The organism is Leucobacter sp. GX24907, assembly GCF_053567335.1.
In genome coordinates this window covers 221,086-245,667 of record NZ_JBSGPD010000006.1, presented here as the reverse complement: position 1 = coordinate 245,667, position 24,582 = coordinate 221,086, and the positions used below count along the sequence as shown (strand labels likewise).

Here is a 24,582-nt window from a genome sequence, read left to right as displayed (position 1 = left end):
TCCTTCGGTCAAGCGGGGCGAGAGGATGTGAACGATGCCGAAAGAGACAGGTGAGAAGCTGATCGCCTCGAACAAGAAGGCGCGCCACGAATACCACATCCTCGATACGTACGAGGCCGGAATGGTGCTCACCGGCAGCGAGGTCAAATCGCTGCGCATGGGGCGCGCGTCGCTCGTTGACGGCTACGTCTTCATCGAACGCGGTGAGGCCTGGCTCGATGCGGCCTACATCCCGGAGTATCTGAACGGTTCTTGGACGAATCACTCGCCGCGTCGCAAGCGAAAGCTGCTGTTGCACCGGCAGCAGATCGACAAGCTCTATCAGAAGACCCGCGAAGGCGGCATGACGATCGTGCCGCTGCGACTGTACTTCCTCGACGGCCGCGCAAAGGTCGAGATCGCCCTGGCGAAGGGCAAGAAGGAGTACGACAAGCGGCAGGTGCTGCGAGAGCGGCAAGACAAGCGCGAGGCCGAGCGGGCCATGCGTACCAAGAACCGGTTGGGCGAGTAACGGCCGCCTCGAGACTTCAACGCCCCGACGGGTGTGATCCGGGCGTCTTACCTGATATCCTGGAGGGCCGGGCATTCCCCGGCTTGATAACTCCACAGCGCGTGATGCGAATGCTCCAGACCGCACCCTTGGGTGCACGCGCCATTTGGCGCGATCTGGGGGCCGATCGGTTTCGACACGTCGATTTGAGACTGTGAGAAGCGGGTCGAGGACGCGAAGTTATCTCGTTAACGCCCTTCGCAAACCCATAGGTGCCAACGCTAAGCGCACCGACTTCGCTCTCGCTGCCTAAGCACGAGACCGAGTCCGTCAAGTTCGGGTTCGTCCCCGCCCCGATACTTGGCGTCATTTAGGGGACTTGCTGGTGCGTCGTGTTTCAGGGCGCATCGGGACTCTTCCTGAGACTGGGCCTGTCGTCCTAGGTGTTCGTGACACAGGACGGGGCCGAGTAGAACGCTTTCACGAACTACACCCGTAGAAGGCACGGAATCATCGAAGTGGACCGGGGTTCGATTCCCCGCGGCTCCACCAGGGTTCGCATCACGCGCTGAGTTGTCGAGAATGTTGGCGTGGACGACGACTGTGTCGAGGACGCCGGTACCCAGCTCACACCGACCCGCGAGAACATCGGAAGCCGCCTACGATGAATGAGTGACTTCCCGTATCACCACCTTCATCGTCTACGTGGCCTTGCCGATCTTGGGAATGCTGTTTCTGGGGTGGGACTGGCGCTCCATCATCCTGCTGTACTGGCTCGAGAACGTCACCGTCGGCATTCGCAACGTGATCTCGATGATTCGCACCGTTCGTGTGAGCGACCCCGGTGAGCAGCCCATGATCGTGAACGGTCGGCCGGTGACGAGCACCACGGCGAAGCCGATGCTGGTCCTCTTCTTCATGTTTCACTACGGGCTCTTCACGGTCGTGCACGGCGTCTTCGTGATGCTGATCATCTCCGGGGTGTTCAGCTTCTTCGGAGGACGGCCCGAGGGGTTCGGGGCGGGTGGACTCGGTGGCCTGGATCTGCCCGGGATCCTGCTCGTCTGGGGTGTCGGCAGTATTGTGCAGATCGTCATCGACGGGTTCGCCTCACGGTCTGAGCTGCCATCGGTGAGCACCCTCTTCTGGCGCCCCTACCGCAGGATCATTGCGCTGCACGTCACCATCCTGGGCGGCGCTTGGCTCATCGCAAGATTCGACTGGCCGCCCATCGCGGCGATACTCCTCGTCGCGCTCCATTTCGTGACCGACCTGTGGAATCCGGCCGAGAAGCGCGGTGAGGCGACCGCCTCCGCGTAGGCGACCGCCTACTCGTGCCCCCGCGACACCGATTCGCCTGTGGGGAAGGGATCGGGAAACGAGGCCCACACTGCCGGCCCTGCAGCGAACTCCTCATCGGTGAGCGAAGCCGAATCGAGTGCGTTGCGGAGGGCGTCCTCATGCAGGTCGATGCCGATCACAGCAAGATCCTGTCCAGCCGAGAGCAGTTCGTCTTCGCCGTCCGCACGGGCAGTTGCGACGGTGAGCGGGTCGAACGAGATCATGCTGCCCACGTGATCCCACGCGCTGATGACGTCGGGGCGAGTTGCGAGTCTGCAGAAGCCAGCTGACCGGATCACGGTGCCGAACTCGCCGCCGCCGACCAGCCGGTCGAGCACATCCGCCAGCCGCCCGGGGTGGAACGGTCTCAGCTGCTCGTAACGTATCGAAGAGATACGGGGGTCGGTCATGTGAGGATCGTGATCGTCATTCAGCAGGGTGACCCAGCCTGGCCGTTCCTGTGAGGCTGCGTAGGGTGTGCGCCCCGAGGGCGCCTCGAGCGCGCCGTGGTCGAGGCGGAGGCGCGCGTGCGGGCTGAGGTGACTGACGAGTGCCATGAGCGCCGCGAGGTTCCGGGTAGAGAGGCCTTCCCAGTTCACGAGGACGATCATCGAAGCGAACTCGAGCTGTGATACCGCGAGTACTGCGTGATCGAGGTGCTGAACGGGGCCGGAAGCGTGCGCGTCACGTCGCAGGTCGTCGATGAGGTGCACGGCGTCGGCGACGCAGACGATGTCGTTCAGACGGATGTGGCTGCGATCGGTTGCGCATGCGCCGATGATCTCAGTGATGGGCGTCGCCCAGGGGAACTCCACGACCGCGCCCTCGGGTCGGTCGGTCCAGGGGGTGAGTGCCAGCGTCTCGTCGATGGGGTCGGGGGAGAGAGCCAGGCGTCGTGCCGAGAACAGTGTGCGGTTCGCGACGGCGGCGAGTCTCGTGGCGTAGCGGGACCGCTCGGGGCCGCACATGCCGACCACTGCGATCACGTTGACGTCATTCATGCGGGCGACCTCATTCCATTCGTGCCCGAGCGCGTCGGGCTGCTGATCTACTATCATAGGTAATGATAATGACTATCAACAAGGAGATCGACATGAAAGTCAGAGCATCGCTCAAATCACTCAAGCAACAGCCCGGTGCACAGGTCGTGCGTAGGCGGGGCCGGGTCTACGTCATCAATAAGAAGAATCCCCGATTCAAAGGGCGGCAGGGGTGAACATCGCCCGAGGCTCCGACCCCGAGGATTCACCGACGACGGGTCACGTACAGCCCCAGCATGCCGAGCAAACGCCACCCGACGAGCAGCAGGGTCAGCGATCCGACAGCGACGAGCACGAAGGGGAGTGCGGTGCCCTGGCCTGATGCGATGCGCAACAGCATGCCTCCGAGCACCGTGATGAGAGCGAGCGGTAGACCGCTTCGCAGCGGGGCGATCGGGCGCCTCCAGACAAGCAGCACGAGCCAGCCGATGGCGAGGCCTGCCAGGAACGGCCAGGAGGTCTGCCAGAGGCCTTCCAGAGTGGACTCACGTGCATGGCTACCGCGGCCTGCCGCCGCGAATACGACGATGAGCACGATGTCGAGCCCTGCCGCGAGCGCGACGAGCACGGGGCGGGGGCGAGAAGCTGCGGTCACCACACCAGTCTAAGAGCCGAGAGCATGCGCGGGCCATCTGAGGCATTCCGCAATGCGCTGAATGCCTCGGAAGATGCTGCTCACCGCAGTGCTTCGATGCTCACTGCAGTACTTCGACGATCTCTGCGGGCTCGATGCGTCGACCGGTGAAGAACGGGGTTTCCTCGCGCACGTGCAAGCGGGCATCGACCCCACGGAGCACTCGCATCATGTCGACGAGATCCGTCAGCTCCTCCGCCTCGAGCGGAAGGATCCACTCGTAGTCGCCGAGTGCGAAGGCCGACAGCGTATTGGCCTGCACTCCGGCGAAATCTGCGCCCGCGCGTCCGTGCTCCGCCAGCATGCGGGAACGCTCCTGCGGATCCAAGAGATACCAGTCGTAGGAGCGATCGAACGGGTAGAGCGCGAGCCACTGCGAAGGCTGCACGCCTCGCAGGTAGGCCGGGACGTGAGCACGATTGAACTCTGCGTCGCGGTGCACACCGACGGCACCCCACACCCGAATGAGTGGGCGCAGCAGGGTGGTGCGGCGCAACTGGCGGAGTGCCCACTGGAGATCTTCGGCGGTGCGACCGTGGAGCCACAGCATGAGGTCGGAGTCGGCCCGCATGCCGCTGACGTCGTAGCAGCCGCGCAGTTCGACGTGCTCGCCCGCGACCGATTCGACGACGTCTTCGAACTCTTGCACAACCCCGGGCACGTCGTGCCCATCGAACGTGATCGGGTGCGACGAACTCACGCGGAAGACCGCGAAGAGCGAGAAGATGTGATCCCCGTGCAGACCGTCGCTCGCGGTTGCGGCACTCGTGGCCGAATCTCCGTTCGGCTCAGGAAGGGTGCGGGCCGGGACGTCGTCGGACTGGGCTGCGTGATGCGGAGAGGTCATACCTCCATCGTTCTCGCTTCCGACGGTCCTGGCAAGACACAGTCGCGAAAGTGAGGATCAGCGCGACTTGCGTGCCTGCTGCACGATGTCGATCACGGCCCCGTGCAGCGCACCGTTCGTTGCCAGGGAACTGCCGTTCCAGGCGCTTTCGGCGCCCTGAATATCGGTGAATCTTCCGCCGGCTTCGCGCACGATGGGAACCAGCGCGGCGAGATCGTAGGGCTTCACATCGAACTCGGCGACGATGTCGACGAGCCCCTCGGCCAGCAGCATGTACGACCACATATCGCCGTAGGCCCGGTCGCGCCAGACGTGTTCCGCGAGTGCGAGTAGCGACTCCTGGTACCCGGCATCACGCCACTGGGCGATCGATTGGAAACTGAGCGACGCGTGCTCGAGCGAGTCGATGCCTGACACACGGAGGCGGCGAGGCGCCTGATCAGCCTGCTGGCCCCAGGACCCCGCCCCAGTCTCGGCCCACCAGCGTGCGCCGAACGCCGGTGCAGACACCACTCCGACGGTCTGTCGTCCGTCGACTTCGAGTGCGATGAGCGTCGCCCAGTTCGGCACACCGCGCAGAAAGTTCGAGGTGCCGTCGATCGGGTCAATGATCCAGCGGCGCGAACCCTTCTCGGAGCGCCCGGATTCTTCGCCGAAGAAACTGTCGTCGGGGTGGGCATCTTCAATGCGGGTGCGGATCGCTGCCTCGACCGCCTGATCGGCGTCTGTCACGAAGGTGCGGTCAGGTTTGGTATCGATGCGCAGGTCGGCTGCGCGGAAGCGGGGCAGCGAGACCGCGTCGGCGAGGTCGGCGAGCTCGAGCGCGAAGGCGAGGTCGGCCGAGGGAGCAGGGGACTGGATGTCGGACATCGCGAACCTTCTGTCGTTGAGTGGGTCGAGAACGAGGCGAAGCGAGTGCGGATACAAGAAAAGCCCCGTCGAATGAGGGGCTTTTCTCGGCGATGTGCGCCCTCACGGGCTCGAACCGTGGACCCGCTGATTAAGAGTCAGCTGCTCTACCAACTGAGCTAAAGGCGCGTGCTGCTCGCCGAGCAACGAAGAAGAGCTTATCACGCTCGTCGGGAACGACCCAAATTGGGGAGGCGCGTGACGAGACGTGGGCGTGTCGTGCTTCGGATCGCCGTCAGTTCGTGCGAGTTCCGGCCTTGGGGCGACGGACGAGGAACAGTGCAGCGACGCCGACCGCGATGACCGATCCCACCATGACTGAGAGTCGTGCGGTATCGGCGTCTGCGGGATCCGTGAAACTAAGGTCGGTGACGAGCAGCGACACGGTGAACCCGACTCCGGCAAGTGCACCTATACCGATGACCTGCACCCATCGCACGGCGGAATCCAGCGAGGCACGTGTGAAGCGAGTGATCAACCAGGTCGTGAGTGTGATGCCGATGGGCTTGCCGATCACGAGGCCGAGGATCACGCCGAGCGCTACCGGGTCGAAGGGGAAGCGCGAGTCCCCTCCCAGCGCCACGCCGGCGGCGAAGAACGCGAAGATCGGTACTGCGATGCCGGTGGAGAGCGGGCGGAACCGGTGCTCGAAGATCTCGGCCAGTGCTGCGCCCCCCTTGCCCTTGACCGGCACGAGGAAAGCGAGGAGCACGCCGGCGATCGTCGCATGGATGCCCGACGCGTGGAAGAGCGCCCAAGCGACGATGCCGATGGGCAGCATGACCAGCCAGGGACCGGCGACCGAGCGAGACAGTTGCTCGGGGAAACGACGGGCGAGGAAGGCGTAGAGCGCGATCGGAATCGCCGAGAGGGCGAGCGGAATGAGATTCACACCGTCGGTGTAGAAGATTGCGATGATGGTGATCGCGATGAGGTCGTCGACAACGGCGAGCGTGAGCAGGAACATGCGCAGCGCTACCGGTACTCGCGGGGCGATGAGGCCGAGCACGGCCACGGCAAAGGCAATGTCGGTGGCGGTCGGGATCGCCCAGCCATGCATGGTGTCAGTGCCGAAGTTGATGCCGACGTAGATGAGCGCGGGCACGGCTACGCCGCCGAACGCCGCCGCGACCGGCACGATCGCAGTCGAGAACTTCGAGAGGGCGCCTTCGACGAACTCGCGCTTCAGCTCGAGACCGACCATGAAGAAGAAGATGGCGAGCAACCCGTCTGAAGCCCAGTGCCCGATGCTCAGGTCGAGGTGGAGTGCCTCGGGTCCGAGCCGAGTGTCACGCAGCGCGAAGTACCACTCGGAGAGCGGGCTGTTGGCCGCGATGAAGCCGATGAGCGCTGCGACCATGATGATGACGCCGCCGACCACCTCCGCACGCAGCAGGCGGGAGACACGGGCCGCCTCGCGTTTGCTCGTCAACGAGAAGATGCGGCGCGACCTCGCACGCTGACTCGGAGCGTCCGGAGCATGCGGCTCGGGCGCGGATGCGGGGCTGTGCGGGTGAGACACTGCGGGGCTCCTCTATTGGATCCGCCTCAAGCGGGTACGGACGATCGTCATCGTCGACCAGACTTCCCGACACGCCGTGGAGCAGTTTACACGCGCCCGGACGCTATTGTTCGCCGACGTGTCCGTTCTTCCGATCAGCGGCTCTTCTTGTCGAGCCGGCGCTCCGCCTCGTAGTCTTCGTCTCGCTCTTGCATCGCGACACTGCCGACCGAGAGGGCGAGGCTGGCCAGCCAAATGCCCCAGACCAGGTATCGGCGCCAGTCGTTGCGCATGGCACCCGTGCGCTTCGCTGTGGTCAGGGCCCCGAAGAGCGAGCCGATCACTCCGGGATTCGTCACGTACTTGCCGATCGACATGCGGAACTCCCTCTCGATAGCGGTGAGAAGCGCTGAGCGCTTCGGTCTGCCCCCAACACTAGCGCCCGCCGGTGACATGGCGGCGTGAGTCGGGCGGTGCCATACAATGGCCGCATGGCAGAGATCGATATCAAACCGCGCAGTCGCGACGTCACGGACGGCATCGAGAAGGCCGCAGCGCGAGGCATGCTTCGCGCTGTCGGCATGGGTGATGAAGACTGGGACAAGCCGCAGATCGGTATTGCGAGCTCGTGGAACGATGTCACCCCGTGCAACCTCAGCCTGGACCGTCTGGCTCAGGGCGCCAAAGAAGGCGTACACGCCGGAGGCGGGTACCCGCTGCAGTTCGGCACGATCTCGGTCTCCGACGGCATTTCAATGGGGCACGAGGGCATGCACTTCTCTCTCGTGTCGCGCGAGGTGATTGCCGATTCCGTCGAGACGGTCGTGATGGCAGAGCGCCTCGACGGCACGATCGTGATGGCCGGTTGCGACAAGTCGCTGCCCGGCATGCTCATGGCCGCAGCCCGGCTCGACCTCGCCTCGGTGTTCCTCTACGCCGGATCCATCGCGCCCGGTTGGGTGAAGCTCTCGGACGGCACCGAGAAGCAGGTCACCATCATCGACGCCTTCGAGGCGGTCGGTGCATGCAAGGCCGGCACACTGAGCGAGGAGGATCTCAAGCGCGTCGAGTGCGCGATCGCCCCGGGTGAGGGTGCCTGCGGCGGAATGTACACCGCGAACACCATGGCCTGCGTGGCCGAAGCGCTCGGCATGAGTCTTCCGGGTTCGGCGGCTCCGCCGAGCGCGGACCGTCGCCGTGACTACTTCGCGCACCGTTCGGGTGAGGCAGTCGTGAATCTGCTGCGCCACGGCATTACCTCCCGCGACATCTTGACGAAGAAGGCGTTCGAGAACGCGATCACCGTCGCCATGGTGCTCGGCGGATCGACGAATGCCGTGCTTCACCTGCTCGCGATCGCGCGTGAAGCGGAGGTCGATCTCACCCTCGACGACTTCACGCGTATCGGACGTCAGGCGCCGCACCTCGCCGATATGAAGCCCTTCGGTCAGTATGTCGCCGAGGACTTCGATCGTGTCGGCGGCATGCCCGTCATCATGAAGGCGCTGCTCGACGCAGGTCTGCTGCACGGTGACGCCCTCACGGTGACCGGCAAGACGGTCGCGGAGAACCTCGCGGATGTCGACACCGAGCTCGACGGCAAGGTGATCCGCAAGCTCGATGATCCGCTTCACGCGAACGGTGGACTCACGATTCTCAACGGCACGCTCGCGCCGGAAGGCGCCGTGGTGAAGACCGCCGGTTTCGACGCCGAACTCTTCGAAGGGCCCGCCCGCGTGTTCGAACGCGAGCGCGAGGCCATGGACGCCCTCACCGAGGGCAAGATCGGCAAGGGCGATATTGTCGTCATCCGCTACGAGGGCCCGAAGGGCGGGCCGGGTATGCGCGAGATGCTCGCCATCACCGCGGCGATCAAGGGCGCCGGTCTCGGCAAGGATGTACTATTGTTGACCGACGGACGATTCTCGGGCGGCACAACCGGCCTCTGCATCGGCCATATTGCTCCTGAGGCATCGGACGGAGGTCCGATTGCCCTGGTTCGCGACGGTGACCTCATTCGGGTCGACATCGCCGCACGCACGCTCGATCTTCTGGTGGATCCCTCCGAGCTCGAGGCCCGACGAGACAACTGGGCCCCTCTCCCTCCTCGATACACGCGTGGTGTTCTGGCGAAGTACGCCAAGCTCGTGCAGTCCGCCTCTGAAGGCGCGATCACCGGCTGACACCCAAGCCCACCGTCGACAGAAAGCAAGTGATGAACTCGGATACGAGTGCGAATCCCACCCGCCCCGCGCCGAACGGCGTGCGAATGACCGGAGCCGATGCCGTCGTCCGCAGCCTCGAGATTCTCGGGGTCACCGACGTCTTCGGTCTGCCCGGCGGTGCGGTCCTGCCGCTCTACGATGCGCTGACCAACGACCACGAGTTGAACCACATCCTCGTGCGACACGAACAAGGCGGTGGACACGCCGCCGAGGGCTTCGCAGCCGCCACCGGCAAGGTCGGCGTCTGCGTCGCGACCTCCGGCCCCGGCGCGACGAACCTCGTGACGGCGATCGCCGATGCCTACATGGATTCGGTTCCGCTGCTCGCGATCACCGGCCAGGTGTTCTCGCACCTCATGGGGTCTGACGCGTTCCAGGAAGTCGATATCGCCGGCATCACGATGCCGATCACGAAGCACTCCTTCCTCGTGAAGCGTGCCGGAGACGTTCCTTCGGCGATCGCTGCTGCCTACCACCTCGCCTCGACAGGCCGACCGGGTCCGGTGCTCGTCGACATCACGAAGGACGCGCAGGAGGGCCTGGTCGACTTCACGTGGGACGCGCACGTCGACCTTGCCGGCTACCGTCCGATCACAAAGGCCAATAGCAAGCAGATCCAGGCCGCAGCCGACCTGATCGCCGAGTCCCAGCGCCCGGTGTTCTACATCGGTGGTGGCGTCGGACGTGCCGGTGCCTCGGAAGAGCTGCTGCAGTTGGCGGAGCAAGTCGGTGCTCCGGTCGTGACCACGCTGATGGCGCGCGGTGTGTTTCCCGACTCGCATCGTCAGCACCTCGGCATGCCGGGTATGCACGGCACCGTCCCCGCGGTGCTCGCGCTGCAGGAATCTGACCTGCTCATCACGATCGGCGCCCGGTTCGATGATCGTGTGACCGGACGCGCTGCGCACTTCGCTCCCGAGGCCAAGGTCATCCACGCCGATATCGATCCGGCGGAGATCGGCAAGATTCGCGCGGCTGATGTGCCCATCGTGGGCGACGCCCGCGAAGTCATCACCGACCTCATCGCCGCGATCTCCGCAGCGAAGCACGACCACGAGTTCGCAGATCTCGCGCCGTGGTGGGAGCGTCTCGACGGCCTCCGCGAGCAGTTTCCCCTGGGATATCACCCCACGAGCGATGGCCTGCTCGCTCCGCAGCACGTGATCCAGCGCATCGGTGAGCTGACCGGCCCCGAGGGAATCTACGTCGCGGGCGTGGGGCAGCACCAGATGTGGGCTGCCCAGTTCATCAAGTATGAGCGTCCCAACGCCTGGCTGAACTCAGGCGGCGCCGGCACCATGGGATACGCGGTTCCCGCAGCAATGGGCGCCAAGGTCGCCGAGCCCGACCGCGTGGTCTGGGCGATCGACGGCGACGGCTGCTTCCAGATGACCAATCAGGAGCTCGCGACCTGCGTCGTGAACAACATCCCGATCAAGGTCGCGGTCATCAACAACTCGTCGCTGGGCATGATCCGCCAGTGGCAGACCCTGATCTACGAAGGCCGATACTCGAGCTCGGAGCTCAACACCGGTCACGGCAGCGCGCGCATCCCCGACTTCGTCAAGCTCGGAGACGCGTACGGCTGCCTCTCGATTCGGGTTGAGCGTGAGGATCAGGTGGACGATGCCATCAAGCTCGCACTTGAGACGAACGATCGCCCGGTGCTCATCGAGTTCGTCGTCTCGAGCGACGCGATGGTCTGGCCCATGGTTCGCCAGGGCACCTCGAACAGCGACATCCAGTACGCCCTCGATAACAGCCCCGAATGGGAGGAGGAATAATCATGAGCCGCCACGTACTCAGCCTCCTCGTCGAGGACAAGCCGGGTCTGCTGACCCGCGTAGCCGGCCTCTTCGCCCGCCGTGGATTCAACATTGAATCGCTCGCGGTCGGACCAACGGAGGTGCAGGGGCTCTCCCGCATCACCGTGGTCGTCGATCAAGACGACATCCTCCTCGAACAGGTGACCAAGCAGTTGAACAAGCTGGTCAATGTCATCAAGATCGTGGAGCTCGATCCTGCGCAGTCGGTGCAGCGTGAGCACATGCTCATCAAGGTGCGCGTCGACAACCAGAACCGTTCGCAGGTACTCGAGGCAGTGAACCTCTTCCGTGCCCGCGTCGTCGATGTCGTCACGGATGCGCTCGTCATCGAGGTCACCGGCGATACCGGCAAGATTGAGGCATTCCTCCGAGTGCTCGAGCCCTTCGGCATCAAGGAGATCGCGCAGTCGGGCCTCATAGCGGTGGGGCGCGGATCCAAATCGATCACGGAGCGCGTCTTCAAGAACTGACGCGGCCCGCGAGGGCAGCGCCATCCTGCGGCGATTGCGCGCAGGAGCTCGATTCCGAACACACCAACCGAACAAGAATCAGACGAGATCCTGCCTCCGCAGGATGACTGAGAACAAAGGAGAAGTCACGTGGCTGAGATGTACTACGACGACGATGCAGATCTGTCGATCATCCAGGGCAAGAAGGTTGCCATCGTGGGCTACGGCTCGCAGGGACACGCCCACGCGCAGAACCTGCGCGACTCGGGCGTCGAGGTCGTCATCGCCCTCAAAGATGGGTCGAAGTCGATCCAGAAGGCCGAAGAAGCCGGCTTCAGCGTGAAGAACGTTGCAGACGCGACCGAGTGGGCCGATCTCATCATGATCCTCGCCCCCGACCAGCACCAGCGCTCGATCTTCACCGATTCGATCAAGGACAAGCTGACCCCGGGCAAGACGCTGGCCTTCGCGCACGGCTTCAACATCCGCTTCGGCTACATCGAGGCTCCCGAAGGCGTCGACGTGATCCTCGTCGCGCCGAAGGCCCCCGGCCACACTGTGCGCCGCGAGTTCGTCGCCGGCCGCGGCATCCCCGACATCATCGCCGTCGAGGTCGACGCTTCGGGCACCGCCTGGGACGCGGCCATCTCGTACGCGAAGGCCATCGGCGGCACCCGTGCCGGCGTCATCAAGACGACCTTCACCGAAGAGACCGAGTCGGATCTGTTCGGCGAGCAGGCAGTGCTCTGCGGCGGAACCTCGCAGCTCGTCCAGTACGGCTTCGAGGTGCTCACCGAGGCCGGCTACCAGCCCGAGATCGCCTATTTCGAGGTGCTGCACGAGCTCAAGCTCATCGTCGACCTCATGTGGGAGGGCGGCATCGCCAAGCAGCGCTGGTCGGTCTCTGACACCGCCGAGTACGGCGACTACGTGTCGGGCCCCCGCGTCGTCGACCCCTCCGTCAAGGAGAATATGAAGGCCGTGCTCGCCGACATCCAGTCGGGTGCGTTCGCGAAGCGCTTCATCGAGGACCAGGACAACGGCGGCAAGGAGTTCAAGGAGCTCCGCGCCAAGGGCGAGCAGCACCCGATCGAGACCACCGGTCGCGAACTGCGCAAGCTCTTCTCGTGGAAGCAGACCGACGAGGACTACGTCGACGGCAGCGCCGCGCGCTGATTCCTTCAGGTGAACCGGCTCTGCGCCGGTTCACCCCGCGCTTCGATTCTCAGATCGAGCACGGACCACAGGCGACGTTTCGTCTCACTCCTCCCGGGAGTCGGACGAAACGTCGCCTTCTTTCTGCGCGGCGGCGGGGCTTGCGGTGCGGCGGAATCGCCGGGCTGCGGAGCGGCGCGTGAGCGCATGAGTGCGTTAGCGGGTCGTGTGCCTCGTGCGAGCCGTCGCTTCGGCTGACCAGGGATCTTCGGGCCAAGGGTGCTTCGGGTAGCGGCCGCGCATCTCGCGACGCACCTGCGCGTACGGGCCGTTCCAGAACGAAGAGAGATCGTCGGTGACGGCGAGCGGCCGTCGGGCCGGCGAGAGCAGGTGGAAGAGCACCGGGACTCGCCCCTCGACGAGTCTCGGCGTCTCGGCGAGCCCGAACAGTTCCTGCAGATTGACGGCGACGATCGGCCGTGCGTCCGACGCGAGCGGGGCGGCAGCGTCCGGGTAGTCGATGCGCGCCGTTGATCCTGAAGGCACCGAGAGTCGTTCGGGCACGAGCTCGTCGAGTCGTGCAGCCTCTGGCCACGGCAGCAGTGCTCGCAATGCTGCGGCGACGTCGATGCGGCTCAGTGAGGCGTCGGGGGCGAGCCGGGCAAGGTCGGGGCCGAGCCAGGTGTCGAGCCCGGCGATCAAGGCCGCATCGTCAACTTCAGGCCAGGGGTCTCCGAGCTCTCGATGCAGCAGGGCGAGGCGGGATCGCAACGTGCTTGCGGCGTCCGACCAGTGCAGGGCCCGTGCTCCGTGCGTGCGCAGGTGGGCCGCAAATGCGTGCGCGGTGTCGTCGTGCGTCGGCTGGGCCGGCTGTGAGGCGAGCAGGATCGTGCCAAGCCTCCGCTCCTCTCGCACACGGATGCGGCCGTCATCGATGCGGGCCTGACGGGAAGCGGTGATGAGCGGATCGCCGATCCGCAGGGCTGCTTCTTCACTGAGGGCGGCGGCGAGCCTGATCACCGCCCCGGTTCCGTCGGCGGTGCGGCCCTCGGCACGCTGCACCTCATGCACTGCGATCCATTCGCCGCCGATGAGGGTGCTGCCCTCGGGCAGCGCCGCCCGTGTGCCGCTCGCGAGAAGGTAGCTGCGGGAGTTCTTGTCGGTGCGGCGGGCGATCCACTCGGGGCGGGTCAGGGCGACGGTGATGCCGGGTGCCCGATACGCAGCGTCGGTGGTGACGGCGTCAGTGATGCCGGCGCCAGAGTCGTCAGTGTCGGACGCGATGCGAGTGAGGCGGCGGGCCTCCTGCTTCCAACGGCCGGCCCCCGGAGCCCGGCCGCTGCGCAACTCGCGCAGCAGAATACCGAGGTCGGCGCTCGGGTGGCGGTGATCGTCGCTGATCGCGGCGATCACCTCGGCCGCGAGCTGCGGACCCACCTCTCGAGCGCTGGAGAGCAGAGCACGCGCCTCGCGAGCTCCCACGGGCAGCTTCGCCACCTTCGAGCCGAGCCGGGTGGGACGTCCGTTCTCGTCCACGAGCTCCAGCGAGTGCAGCACCTCGACGGCGCTCCGCATCGCGCCGGCCGGGGGAGCGGTGAGAAGGGGGAGCCCTTCGCCGGCCGAGGTTCCCCACTCAGCGAGCAGCATTGCGGCATCGACGAGGTCGGCCGAGGCGATCTCTGGCGGGGCATGGGCCTGCATGCGTGCGAACTCCGCCTCGGAGAAGACGCGGACTGCTCGCCCGGGCCCCTGTCGAGCAGCACGCCCTGCCCGCTGCTCGCAACTCGCACGCGAAGCGCTCACCGTGACGAGCCCGGTCATGTCCCGCCCGCGGTCACGGCGCACTTCCCTCGCGAGACCCGCGTCAATCACTAAACGTACGCCCGGCACGGTGAGGGAGCTCTCGGCGAGTGCGGTACTCACCACGATGCGTGACGGGTCGCCCGGGCGTCGACCGCGAACGGCGCGATCTTGCTCACGGGGCGTCAGTCGCCCGTGGAGCGGCAGCACTTCGACAGACTGCGCGATCCGCGCTCGCAGCAGTCGCACGGTTTCATCAACCTCGCGAGCGCCGGGCACGAAGACCAGCGCGTCGCATCCCGCGTCGACGCCCTGAGCCTCTGCGTGAGCGCGAGAGGCCACCTCGGCCAAGTGGGCGAGATAGGGGCGGGCGACTCCGCGAGCGTCGATCCGGGGGTCGTCGAATGGCGCGTACTCGATTTCCAGGGAGTGCAGGGCGGCCGGCACCGCGACGATCGGAGCGGGAGCTTTGCCGTGGTGCGAGACGCCAGAGTGTGCGCCGCCACGGTGTGTGTTCCCACGGTGCATGTTTCCATCGTGCTCCTCATGACCGAGCACGCCTGCGATCGCCTCCGCATCGAGCGTCGCTGACATCGCCACGACGAGCAGATCTTCGCGCAGCTGGCGAGCTTCGGCCAGCATGCCGATGAGCAGGTCACCCTCGAGGGAGCGCTCATGCACCTCATCCAAGATCACGGCGTCGACCCCGTCGAGCTCAGGATCCGCCAGGAGGCGCCTGAGGAGTACGCCCGGGGTGAGTGCCTCGATACGAGTCGCGCTGCTCACCTTTCGTTCGCCGCGTACGGTGAACCCCACGGCTTCGCCGGGCACGGACCCGTCGAGGGTCGAGATACGATTGGCAACCGCCCGAACGGCGACACGTCGAGGTTGGGTGACCAGCACCCGAGCGTTCGACAGGTTCGCAATGAGCGGTGGCACGAAGGTGCTCTTCCCAGTGCCGGGAGGTGCGGTGACGACCAGAGCTCCAGAGGCCGCCGCGTGCTCGAGCTCGGCGCGGGCGGCCGCGACCGGGAGGCCTGCGCCGATGCGGTCGAGATCGAAGTGATGCACGTCACCAGCCTAGAGCGGGGCGCGAGCGGCACGCTGCCCCGGGCTCTGGGAGACGCCCGGAGCCCGCTCAGTACCGGAGCTGCGCGAGCGCACTACCGTCGATCTCATCGAGCTCCCTGTTCCCTCCCGAACACTGTAGCGTCGAGACGGCGTCCCGCGGAGCGGCTGTCGGCATCTCGCTCGGGCAGCACCTCAATGACCTCGTCGAAGTTCCGGGGAGCCCGTTTCGCTCGAGCACGGCGGAGTCGTCGAGGGGATCGATGACTCTCTGGGAAGTTTGAAAGTTCTGAGACATAGGCACCCTGTTCTCGGGCGCGAAGAGCCTGGGGCCTGCTCGGCGGTGCCGTGATTCCCCGGGCGCAGGGCACCCGGGACGGTGCTATCCCGCTCTATGACCAGACCTGGGGTAGTTGTCCACCCCTGTCTGCCGGAGCGGTTTCTCTCAGAACCCTTCGAGCACCTCGGTGACGAGTGCTGCGATCTCGCTCCGCTCCGAGCGCGTGAGCGTGACGTGACCGAAGAGTCGGTTCCCTTTCAACCGCTCGATGACCGCGGCGATGCCATCGTGACGCCCGACGCGCAGATTGTCGCGCTGCGCGATGTCGTGGGTGAGCACGACCCTCGAGCCTCGCCCCAAACGACTCAGCATCGTCAGCAGCACACCGCGTTCGAGTGACTGCGCCTCGTCGACGATGACGAAGGCATCGTGCAGCGAGCGCCCGCGGATGTGCGTCAGCGGCAAGACCTCGACCAGGCCCCGCGCCGTCACCTCGTCGAGCACGTTCTGCGAGACGATCGAGCCGAGCGTGTCAAAGACCGCGTCGGCCCAGGGGTTCATCTTCTCCTGCTGGTCTCCCGGGAGGTAGCCGAGCTCCTGCCCGCCGACCGCGTAGAGCGGGCGGAACACCATGATGCGGCGGTGCTGCCGTCGCTCGAGAACCGCTTCGAGTCCAGCGGCGAGTGCGAGCGCCGACTTGCCAGTACCGGCCCGCCCGCCGAGGGAGACGATGCCGACTTCTGGATCGAGCAGCAGGTCGATCGCCAGCCGCTGCTCGGCGCTGCGACCGGACACGCCGAAGACCTCTCGTTCTCCGCGGACGAGCCGGAGGGACCCCTGTCCTTCGCCAGTGCCGTCGACGCGGCCGAGCGCGGAACCGCGCGGGGAGGTGAGGATCAGGCCGGTCCCGCGCGGCAACCCCTCGACCTCGGGAACCTCGTCGAGCCGATCTTCATCCCAGAGTTCTGACATGCGCTGCTCGTCGATCTCGACCTCGGCGACGCCCGTGTAGAGGTCGCCATCGACCTGCTCCGCGCGGTACTCCTCGGCGCCGAGGCCCAGGGCACCCGCCTTGACACGCATCGGCAGATCCTTCGACACGACCGTCACGTCGGAGCCGTCGTTCGCCAGGTTCTGCGCGACCGCCAGGATCCGCGAGTCGTTGTCGCCCAGCCGCATCCCGCTCGGCAGTGCCTCAGTGCTCGAGTGGTTGAGCTCGACCCTGAGCGATCCGCCCTCCTCGCCCACGGGCACCGGGAAGTCGAGCCGCAGGTGCTGAGCACGGAGGTCGTCGAGCAGCCGCAGTGCGCGGCGCGCGAAGTACCCGATCTCAGGATCGTGGCGCTTCTTCTCGAGTTCGGTGACGACGACGACGGGGATGACGACCTCGTGCTCCGCGAATCTGAAGAGCGCATTCGGGTCGCTCAGCAGCACGGAGGTATCGATCACATAGGTGCGAATTCCCTGGGGGAGACGCTCGTGATCGCCGTTCAGGATCACCTCCTCCGGCTCGTGGCGCTGTGCGGTGGTGTCCTGGATCTCGGTCATCGCGACTCCTTGGGTACCCGGGTCGGCGGTCCAGTGGGTCCCTGGCACGCTGCCCGGTTGACTCACACGCTACGCCGGAGGACGGTATCCGGGCGCAGTGACACACGGTCGGGGCGATGAAGGGGCGATGACCGGTCGGTTGCCGCGAGGTGTCCGCGCTGCGTGCGAGCTGTCCCGGTCGCACGCCGTGTCCGCGTCGCGCACGACCTGTCCGTAGCGCGTGCTGCGCCGAGATGAGCCTCGTGGTTGCTTCCCGGCGGCGAAGGAACCACAAGGCTCATCTCGGTGACGGGGTCCGTCGGAGCGCTCTCGGAGCTTGCGGTCGCTAGTGTGGACGCATGCGCAAGAGGACTTCCCGAGGGGAACGAGAGAGCTCCCTCGGCCGAGGTTGGATCGTCTCAGGCGATGAGGACCCGGCGGAGGTCGTTTCCGGTGGCGATGTCGACGCGTCGGGCGAGGGTGTCGACGCGCCGGACGGCGGTGCCGCAGCTGGCGAGAACGGTGCCGCAGCGGGCGCCGCAGGTGCGGGCGAGGCAGAAGCGGTATCCGGCTCCGAAGCTCCTGAATCCGCTGAACTCTCGAACGCCGCGCTCGTGGTGCTCGGCGTGCTCGGCGGCCTGTACCTGCTCTACGCCTGGATCTGGTTGAGCTGGGCGCAGTTCTACTCCGAGATGAATGCTGCGCTCGTCGCCGGGAGCGGTTCGCTCGGCTCCGTGCTGCAGCAGATTCTGTTCTGGGCTGCGCCGGCCGCGCCGATCCTCTGGTTCCTTTCGGTGATGCTGCTGTGTCGTGGGGCGCGCACGCGCCGCATCGCGATGTGGCTGGTCGTCGGTGCGATCGTGCTGTTGCCGTATCCGATCTTCTCCGGGGGAGGTGCGGCCTGATGGTGGGCAGAATCATCGCGTGGGTGGCCGGGTTGTTGCTGATCGGGCTGTATGCGTCTGCCGCGGTGGCAGCGGTCGGCAATGCCATCATGCTGCCTGAGATGGCGGGCTCGTTGGGGCTCGGCATCTCAGTTTCGGGGTGGTTCTGGCTGGTGTTCGGGATCGCATTGCCCGTCATCGTCCTCGCGCTCGCGCTGCTGCTCGGACGTGGGCGTACCGCCGCCATGCGGGTGCTGTTGCTTGCGGCGGGTATCGGTCTGGTTGCCGCAGTGCAGCTCGAGGTGCTGCATCTGGTGCCGCAGTCGAGCTTCTTCGCCTGAGCCGCCGCTTATCGGCATTTGGTATATCACAAGGCGGTGATTCTGCCAATGGGCGGGCGTTAGGATGGAAGCGTCCGGCGCCGATCTGTGCGCCGGATATCTTCTGCCGTCGACCCGAAGGATTCGCTTGATGACTGCGCCCGTGGTGCTGATCGCCGAACAACTCTCACCCGCCACGATCGCCGCGCTCGGTCCCGACTTCGAGGTCGTGCACGTCGACGGCACCGACCGTGCGGCACTGCGCGAAGCCCTGCAGTCCGCGGATGCGGTACTCGTGCGCTCCGCGACGCAGATCGACGCCGAGGCGATCTCCTGGGCGCCGAAGCTCAAGGTTGTCGCCCGCGCCGGCGTCGGCCTCGACAACGTCGATATCAAGGCCGCCACACGGGCCGGCATCATGGTCGTCAATGCGCCGACCTCCAACATCATCAGCGCCGCCGAACTGACGGTCGCGCACATTCTTGGACTTGCGCGCCACCTGCCCCGCGCGCACGCCTCGCTCTCCGAGGGCTTGTGGAAGCGCTCCTCCTTCACCGGCACCGAACTGTACGAGAAGACCGTCGGCATCGTCGGGCTCGGCCGCATCGGTGCGCTCGTCGCGGAACGACTGCGCGGCTTCGGCGTCGAACTGATCGCCTTCGATCCCTACGTCACCGCCGCCCGCGCGCAGCAGCTCGGCGTGCAGCTCGTCTCGCTCGACGAACTCGTCGAGCGGGTCGACTTCCTCACGATCCATATGCCGCGCACGCCCGAGACTCTCGGCATGATCGGCGAAGCACAGCTCAAGGCCATGAAGCCGACCGCGCACGTCGTCAATGTCGCCCGTGGTGGACTCATCGACGAGACCGCGCTCGCCGCTGCGCTCGAGTCGGGGGAGATCGCCGGAGCCGCGCTCGATGTGTTCATGCAGGAGCCCCCGGCCGATACCTCGCTCACCGGCTTGCCGACTGTGAACGTCACGCCGCACCTCGGCGCATCGACCGCCGAAGCTCAGGAGAAGGCCGGAGTCTCGGTTGCGAAGTCCGTGCGTCTCGCACTCGCGGGCGACCTCGTGCCCGATGCGGTGAACGTCGCCGGCGGCGTGATCGACGAGTACGTGCGCCCCGGTCTGCCGCTCACCGAGAAGTTGGGCCAGATCTTCGCGGGTCTCGCGGGCGGGCCGATCGCCTCGCTCGACATCGAGGTGCACGGCGAACTCTCCGAGCACAACGTCGATGCATTGCGTCTCGCCGCGCTCAAGGGGGTCTTCTCGAAGGTCGTCAGCGATCCGGTCTCGTACGTGAATGCCCCGTTGCTCGCCGAACAGCGCGACATCGCAGTGCGCTTCACCGTTGATTCGGTTTCCGAGAGCTACCGCAACGTCATCACGCTGAGCGGCGCCCTCACCGATGGAACGGGCATCTCGGTTTCGGGTACCCTCACCGGGCCGAAGCAGATCGAGAAGATCGTCGAGATCAACGGCTACGAGGTCGAGCTGCCGATTCCCGAGCACCTGCTCGTGTTCAGCTACACCGACCGCCCGGGCATCGTCGCGACCTACGGCGGGATCCTTGGCGAAGCCGGGGTGAATATCGCCGGTCTGCAGATCGCACGTGACGAGAAGCGCGGCACGGCCCTCTCGGTGCTCTCGGTCGACGCCCCCGTCGAGGACTCGATTGTCGGATCGCTGCGCGGGGCGATCAGCGCCGAAGGTCTCGTCACCATCGACATCGAGGCCTGAGTTCCGAAGCTCCGACGGAGACGCTGATCGCAGTTGCGACCAGTGGTCACCGGCCGCATTCTCCGACGCATCCGCGCCGCGAGCCGCTTGTCGGTAGCGGCGCGGATGCGTGCCTTCTGGGGCCCACGCTGAAGCTGCAGTCGCAAAAACAGGATGCGGTGGTATGTTGAATGATGCGGGCATCTGCCCGTATCAACGAAGAACTGAGCACGTCGGTCGGCGGGCTGGTCTTCGGTGGTGGGTTTCTCTGCCCACGCGAACCGGTTCATAGGAGTCGGGAGCGACGCAGAGCGGCTTTCTACTGAACATCAGCATCCGCGGCTGCTCGCAGCACCGCCCGTGCACCGCATGGGCCGAGGCTGCAGGGGTGAATTCCCGCGGCTGCCCACCGCCGTGCTCCTGCGAGTGAAGGAGAACCCGTGGAGGGTCCTGAAATCAAGTTCGCCGAAGCCGTGCTCGACAACGGCCGTTTCGGCAAGCGCACCATCCGTTTCGAGGCCGGCCGCCTCGCACAGCAGGCGCAGGGCGCGGTCGCCGCGTACCTCGACGAGGAGACCATGCTCCTCTCGGCGACGAGCGCCTCGAAGCAGCCGAAGGATCACTTCGACTTCTTCCCCCTGACGGTTGACGTCGAAGAGCGCTCGTACGCTGCGGGCAAGATCCCCGGCTCGTTCTTCCGTCGCGAGGGCCGTCCCTCGACCGAGGCGATCCTCGTCTGCCGTCTCATCGACCGCCCGCTGCGTCCGTCGTTCGTCGACGGCCTCCGCAACGAGGTGCAGATCGTTGTCACCGTGCTGTCGATCGCCCCGGGCGAGTACTACGATGCTCTCGCGATCAACGCTGCGTCGGCTTCGACTCAGATCTCGGGTCTGCCGTTCTCGGGCCCCATCGCGGGTGTGCGTCTCGCACTCATTCCCGGCGTCGCAGGCAATGACGACCAGTGGGTCGCCTTCCCGAACGAGGAGCAGATCAAGGACGCCGTCTTCGATCTCATGGTCGCTGGTCGTGTCGTCACCGATGCCGAGGGCAACGAGGACGTCGCGATCATGATGGTGGAGGCCGAAGCCACCGAGGGCAGTTGGCACCTCATCCAGAGCGGTGCGACCAAGCCCGACGAGGCCGTCGTCGCGCAGGGCCTGGAGGCGGCAAAGCCGTTCCTCTCGCAGCTCGTCAAGGCGCAGGAGAAGCTCGCCGCGCAGTCGGCGAAGGAGGTGCAGGAGTACCCCGTATTCCCGCCCTACTCCGACGAGGCGTACAACGCCGTCGCCGAGCTGGCCGAGTCCGAGCTGAGCTCGATCTACCAGATCGCCGACAAGCAGGAGCGTCAGGATGCTGACGATGCCCTCAAGGCGCGAGTCAAGGAGACCGTTGCAGCCAAGGTCGCGGCGGGCGAGCTGCCGGCCGAGGTCGAGGGTCAGGTTTCGGGCGCCTACAAGGCGGTCACGAAGAAGATCGTGCGCGGTCGCATCCTCGCAGAGGGAGCCCGTATCGACGGGCGTGGGCTGCGCGATATCCGTGCGCTCGACGCTGAGGTCCAGGTGATCCCCCGCGTGCACGGCTCCGCGATCTTCCAGCGCGGCGAGACCCAGATCATGGGTGTCACCACGCTGAACATGCTCAAGATGGAGCAGCAGATCGACTCGCTGTCGCCCACGACATCGAAGCGCTACATGCACCACTACAATTTCCCGCCCTACTCGACCGGTGAGACCGGACGCGTCGGCAGCCCGAAGCGCCGCGAGATCGGTCACGGCTTCCTCGCCGAGCGGGCGCTGGTGCCGGTGCTGCCGAGCCGCGAAGAGTTTCCGTACGCGATTCGTCAGGTCTCCGAGGCGCTCGGTTCGAACGGCTCGACCTCGATGGGTTCGGTCTGCGCTTCGACGCTGTCGCTGCTCAACGCGGGTGTGCCGCTGCGCGCTCCCGTCGCCGGTATCGCGATGGGTCTCGTCTCCGATCAGGTCGACGGTGAGACCCGCTACGCGGCGCTGACCGACATCCTCGGTGCCGAGGACGCACTCGGCGACATGGACTTCAAGGTCGCCGGCACTTCCGAGTTCGTCACCGCGATCCAGCTCGACACGAAGCTCGACGGCATCCCTTCGGATGTGCTCGCGGGAGCCCTGTCGCAGGCCAAGGAGGCGCGCACGACGATCCTCGACGTGCTCACCCAGGCCATCGATACGCCCGACGAGATGGCTCCGACCGCCCCGCGCGTGATCTCGGTGCAGATTCCGGTCGACAAGATCGGCGAGCTCATCGGCCCGAAGGGCAAGACGATCAACGGCATCCAGGACGAGACCGGCGCCGAGATCTCGATCGACGACGACGGCACCGTCTACATCGGCGCCACCGATGGCCCGACTGCGGAGGCGGCGCGTGCGCAGGTCAACGCGATCGCGAACCCGCAGAACCCCGAGGTCGGTGAGCAGTACCTCGGCACCGTGGTGAAGAACGCCGCCTTCGGTGCCTTCGTCTCGCTGCTGCCGGGCAAGGACGGCCTGCTGCACATCTCCGAGGTGCGCAAGCTTGCCGGTGGCAAGCGGATCGATTCGGTTGACGACGTGCTGTCGATCGGTCAGAAGATCCTCGTCATGATCACGAAGGTCGACGACCGTGGCAAGCTCTCGCTCGAGCCCGTGCTCGAGGAGCAGGCCGCTGAGAAGCCTGCAGAGGCTCCTGCAGAGCCGGCTGCCGAGGCCGCAGCGGAGTAACATCTGCCGGTTGCTTCTCGCAACGCGAAAGTGCCCGCCGCCCCACCCGGGGTGGCGGGCACTTTCGCGTTGTTTGCTGTGCGGCAGGGGTGGCAGATGCTGCTCGGATAGCCAGCGCAACCGGGCCAGCAAGGCAACGCAAGTAACTGATTCGCTGTGTAAATGATGAAATTGATGCGGATTTCGTTGTTCAGATGAATATCTGGTGTTGATATTGACAGCTTCTGAATCCGGTGTGAAGATGGTCAAGACGCGCAGCGGCGCGCGGCCTGATCGGCCTTTACTCCGGGAGAAGTTGCACATGAACGCATTCGCCAATTCTTCGAATCCCGTCATCGAGCGCGATGTCGTCGTCGTCGGAGCCGGCCCTGCCGGCCTGTCCGCCGCCCATGAGCTGCGCAAGGCCGGGCACTCGGTCGCGGTGCTCGAGGCCCGAGCCCGCGTCGGCGGTCGCACCTGGAACGGGCGGATGCTCGACGATTCCGGCAACGAGCACTTCATCGAGCTGGGTGGCCAGTGGGTGTCTCCCGATCAGACCGCGGTGATTGCCCTGCTCGAAGAGCTCGGCCTCGAGATGTTCTCGCGCTACCGCGACGGGGCATCGGTCTATGTTTCGCCCGATGGCACCCGCCAGACCTACGAGGGCGATGAGCTGCCCGTGAGCGAACGCACGCATGCGGAGATGACGAAGCTCATCGGGCTCATGGATGAGCTCTGCGAAGAGATCGACGTGACAGCTCCCTGGGCTTCTGAGCGCGCAGCCGAGCTCGACACGATCTCGTTCCGCGCGTGGCTCGAGCAGCATTCCGATGATCGCGAGGCCATTGACAACGTCTCCATTTATGTCGCTTCAGGCATGCTCACGAAGCCCTCGCATGCCTTCTCCACGTTGCAGGCGGTACTGATGGCTGCGTCAGCCGGTTCGTTCTCGAACCTGGTGGACGAATCCTTCATCCTCGACAAGCGCGTGGTCGGCGGCATGCAGTCGCTCTCCGTGAAGATCGCGGAGAGATTGGGAGACGATCTGTACCTCTCGAGCCCCGTGCGCGAGATCGAATGGGCAGAGGCCGACCCATCGACCGCAGATCCGTTGAACGGCGTCGAAGCCGATGTGCGCAACGGCGTACCCGAGAACGGGGTAGCGGGCGACGTGCGAGTGATCTCCGACCGGGTGACCGTGCAGGCTCGGGCGATCGTGCTGGCGGTGCCGCCGAACCTCTACTCCCGCATCCAGTTCACCCCGCCGTTGCCCCGTGAGCAGATGGTCGCGCATCAGCACATCTCGATGGGCCTGGTCATCAAGGTGCACGCCGCCTACGAGACACCGTTCTGGCGTGAAGAAGGCCTCTCGGGCACTGCGTTCGGAGGCGGGCGACTCGTGCAGGAGGTGTACGACAACACCAACTACGGCCCGAACATCGCGGGCGGCGAACCCGACACCGAAGACGGCTTCGGCACACTCGTCGGGTTCATTTCCGACGTCTACGCCGAACAGATGTGGGCCTTGCCAGAAGCCGAGCGCAAGCAGCGGATCCTCGAGGCCATGGCCGTATACCTCGGCCCGAAGACGATGGATCCGGTCGCGTTCGCGCTCTCTGACATGGGAGCCGAGGAATGGACTCGGGGTGCGTACGCCGCGAGCTACGACCTGGGTGGCCTGCATCGCTTCGGCCACCTGCAGAACCAGCCGACGGGCCCGATCTTCTACGCCTGCTCAGACATCGCGGCCGAGGGCTACCAGCACGTCGATGGCGCAGTGCGCATGGGCACCGAGGCTGCGCGACGCATCTCGGAGGCGCTGTAAATCCATGACGCTGCTGCGACCGCGCTCGGC

20 protein-coding genes, 1 tRNA gene and 1 other RNA gene are annotated in these 24,582 nt (G+C 65.8%); 13 read left to right on the top strand and 9 right to left on the bottom strand.

The annotated features are described in order from the left end of the window. Nucleotides 1–34: 34 nt before the first annotated feature. The 3 genes from smpB (at nt 35) to ACUYV6_RS11145 (ending at nt 1,810) form a co-directional block, all read left to right on the top strand. Entirely contained in the window at nt 35–511 is a 477-nt protein-coding gene (gene smpB / locus ACUYV6_RS11155; protein WP_449278741.1) for an SsrA-binding protein SmpB, read from the top strand. A gap of 158 nt (nt 512–669) precedes the next feature. After that, nucleotides 670–1,042, top strand: a transfer-messenger RNA (tmRNA) gene (ssrA, locus tag ACUYV6_RS11150). A 120-nt stretch (nt 1,043–1,162) separates the two neighbouring features. Continuing rightward, nucleotides 1,163–1,810 carry a DUF6498-containing protein gene (locus ACUYV6_RS11145; RefSeq protein ID WP_449278740.1) on the top strand — a complete coding sequence of 216 codons (648 nt, stop codon included), beginning with the start codon at nt 1,163–1,165 and terminating at the stop codon, nt 1,808–1,810. Nucleotides 1,811–1,818: 8 nt separating this feature from the next. On the opposite strand, the gene ACUYV6_RS11140 is transcribed toward ACUYV6_RS11145, so the two are convergent. Beyond that, nucleotides 1,819–2,889, bottom strand: coding sequence for a GTP-binding protein (locus ACUYV6_RS11140; protein ID WP_449278739.1), 1,071 nt, complete (start codon nt 2,887–2,889; stop codon nt 1,819–1,821). A gap of 35 nt (nt 2,890–2,924) precedes the next feature. On the opposite strand from ACUYV6_RS11140, the gene ykgO reads away from it, so the two are divergent. Next, nucleotides 2,925–3,047 carry a type B 50S ribosomal protein L36 gene (gene ykgO / locus ACUYV6_RS11135; RefSeq protein WP_449278738.1) on the top strand — a complete coding sequence of 41 codons (123 nt, stop codon included), beginning with the start codon at nt 2,925–2,927 and terminating at the stop codon, nt 3,045–3,047. A gap of 29 nt (nt 3,048–3,076) precedes the next feature. On the opposite strand, the gene ACUYV6_RS11130 is transcribed toward ykgO, so the two are convergent. The 6 genes from ACUYV6_RS11130 to ACUYV6_RS11105 form a co-directional block, all read right to left on the bottom strand. Continuing rightward, nucleotides 3,077–3,466 (bottom strand): DUF3054 domain-containing protein, encoded by a 390-nt coding sequence (locus tag ACUYV6_RS11130; RefSeq protein ID WP_449278737.1) that lies wholly within the window; start codon nt 3,464–3,466, stop codon nt 3,077–3,079. 100 nt (nt 3,467–3,566) lie between these two features. Then, a complete protein-coding gene (gene hemQ, locus ACUYV6_RS11125) occupies nt 3,567–4,352 on the bottom strand; it encodes a hydrogen peroxide-dependent heme synthase (RefSeq protein WP_449278736.1) in 786 nt (261 codons plus the stop codon). A gap of 57 nt (nt 4,353–4,409) precedes the next feature. Further along, a complete protein-coding gene (locus ACUYV6_RS11120) occupies nt 4,410–5,222 on the bottom strand; it encodes an inositol monophosphatase family protein (protein WP_449278735.1) in 813 nt (270 codons plus the stop codon). 95 nt (nt 5,223–5,317) lie between these two features. Continuing rightward, a tRNA-Lys gene (locus ACUYV6_RS11115) sits at nt 5,318–5,390 on the bottom strand. A gap of 106 nt (nt 5,391–5,496) precedes the next feature. Beyond that, nucleotides 5,497–6,783: a Na+/H+ antiporter NhaA gene (gene nhaA / locus ACUYV6_RS11110; RefSeq protein ID WP_449278734.1), complete on the bottom strand. Its 1,287-nt coding sequence runs from the start codon at nt 6,781–6,783 to the stop codon at nt 5,497–5,499. A 134-nt stretch (nt 6,784–6,917) separates the two neighbouring features. Continuing rightward, nucleotides 6,918–7,139: a hypothetical protein gene (locus tag ACUYV6_RS11105; protein ID WP_449278733.1), complete on the bottom strand. Its 222-nt coding sequence runs from the start codon at nt 7,137–7,139 to the stop codon at nt 6,918–6,920. 114 nt (nt 7,140–7,253) lie between these two features. Between ACUYV6_RS11105 and ilvD the strand changes: the two genes are divergently transcribed. The 4 genes from ilvD (at nt 7,254) to ilvC (ending at nt 12,438) form a co-directional block, all read left to right on the top strand. Further along, nucleotides 7,254–8,945 carry a dihydroxy-acid dehydratase gene (gene ilvD / locus ACUYV6_RS11100; RefSeq protein ID WP_449278732.1) on the top strand — a complete coding sequence of 564 codons (1,692 nt, stop codon included), beginning with the start codon at nt 7,254–7,256 and terminating at the stop codon, nt 8,943–8,945. A 32-nt stretch (nt 8,946–8,977) separates the two neighbouring features. Continuing rightward, nucleotides 8,978–10,771, top strand: a complete 1,794-nt coding sequence (locus ACUYV6_RS11095) for an acetolactate synthase large subunit (protein ID WP_449278731.1) — start codon at nt 8,978–8,980, stop codon at nt 10,769–10,771. A 2-nt stretch (nt 10,772–10,773) separates the two neighbouring features. Beyond that, entirely contained in the window at nt 10,774–11,283 is a 510-nt protein-coding gene (ilvN, locus tag ACUYV6_RS11090) for an acetolactate synthase small subunit (protein ID WP_449278730.1), read from the top strand. 138 nt (nt 11,284–11,421) lie between these two features. Further along, complete coding sequence (gene ilvC / locus ACUYV6_RS11085) at nt 11,422–12,438, top strand: ketol-acid reductoisomerase (RefSeq protein ID WP_449278778.1); 1,017 nt, start codon at nt 11,422–11,424, stop codon at nt 12,436–12,438. A gap of 195 nt (nt 12,439–12,633) precedes the next feature. Here ilvC and ACUYV6_RS11080 read toward each other — a convergent pair whose 3' ends face one another. Then, nucleotides 12,634–15,288, bottom strand: coding sequence for an ATP-dependent RNA helicase (locus tag ACUYV6_RS11080; RefSeq protein ID WP_449278729.1), 2,655 nt, complete (start codon nt 15,286–15,288; stop codon nt 12,634–12,636). A 442-nt stretch (nt 15,289–15,730) separates the two neighbouring features. Further along, the gene (locus ACUYV6_RS11075; protein ID WP_449278728.1) at nt 15,731–17,113 is read right to left on the bottom strand and encodes a PhoH family protein; all 1,383 of its coding nucleotides are present in this window, start codon (nt 17,111–17,113) and stop codon (nt 15,731–15,733) included. Between the two features lie 338 nt (nt 17,114–17,451). Here ACUYV6_RS11075 and ACUYV6_RS11070 point away from each other — a divergent pair, with 338 nt between their 5' ends. The 5 genes from ACUYV6_RS11070 (at nt 17,452) to ACUYV6_RS11050 (ending at nt 24,552) form a co-directional block, all read left to right on the top strand. After that, nucleotides 17,452–17,997, top strand: a complete 546-nt coding sequence (locus ACUYV6_RS11070) for a hypothetical protein (protein WP_449278727.1) — start codon at nt 17,452–17,454, stop codon at nt 17,995–17,997. After that, the gene (locus ACUYV6_RS11065; protein WP_449278726.1) at nt 17,997–18,317 is read left to right on the top strand and encodes a hypothetical protein; all 321 of its coding nucleotides are present in this window, start codon (nt 17,997–17,999) and stop codon (nt 18,315–18,317) included. The genes ACUYV6_RS11070 and ACUYV6_RS11065 overlap by 1 nt, the downstream gene beginning before the upstream one ends. 130 nt (nt 18,318–18,447) lie before the next feature. After that, complete coding sequence (gene serA, locus ACUYV6_RS11060; protein WP_449278725.1) at nt 18,448–20,037, top strand: phosphoglycerate dehydrogenase; 1,590 nt, start codon at nt 18,448–18,450, stop codon at nt 20,035–20,037. Between the two features lie 419 nt (nt 20,038–20,456). Further along, the gene (locus ACUYV6_RS11055) at nt 20,457–22,748 is read left to right on the top strand and encodes a polyribonucleotide nucleotidyltransferase (RefSeq protein WP_449278724.1); all 2,292 of its coding nucleotides are present in this window, start codon (nt 20,457–20,459) and stop codon (nt 22,746–22,748) included. 301 nt (nt 22,749–23,049) lie between these two features. Continuing rightward, nucleotides 23,050–24,552, top strand: coding sequence for a flavin monoamine oxidase family protein (locus ACUYV6_RS11050; protein ID WP_449278723.1), 1,503 nt, complete (start codon nt 23,050–23,052; stop codon nt 24,550–24,552). The last annotated feature ends 30 nt before the right edge of the window (nt 24,553–24,582 follow it).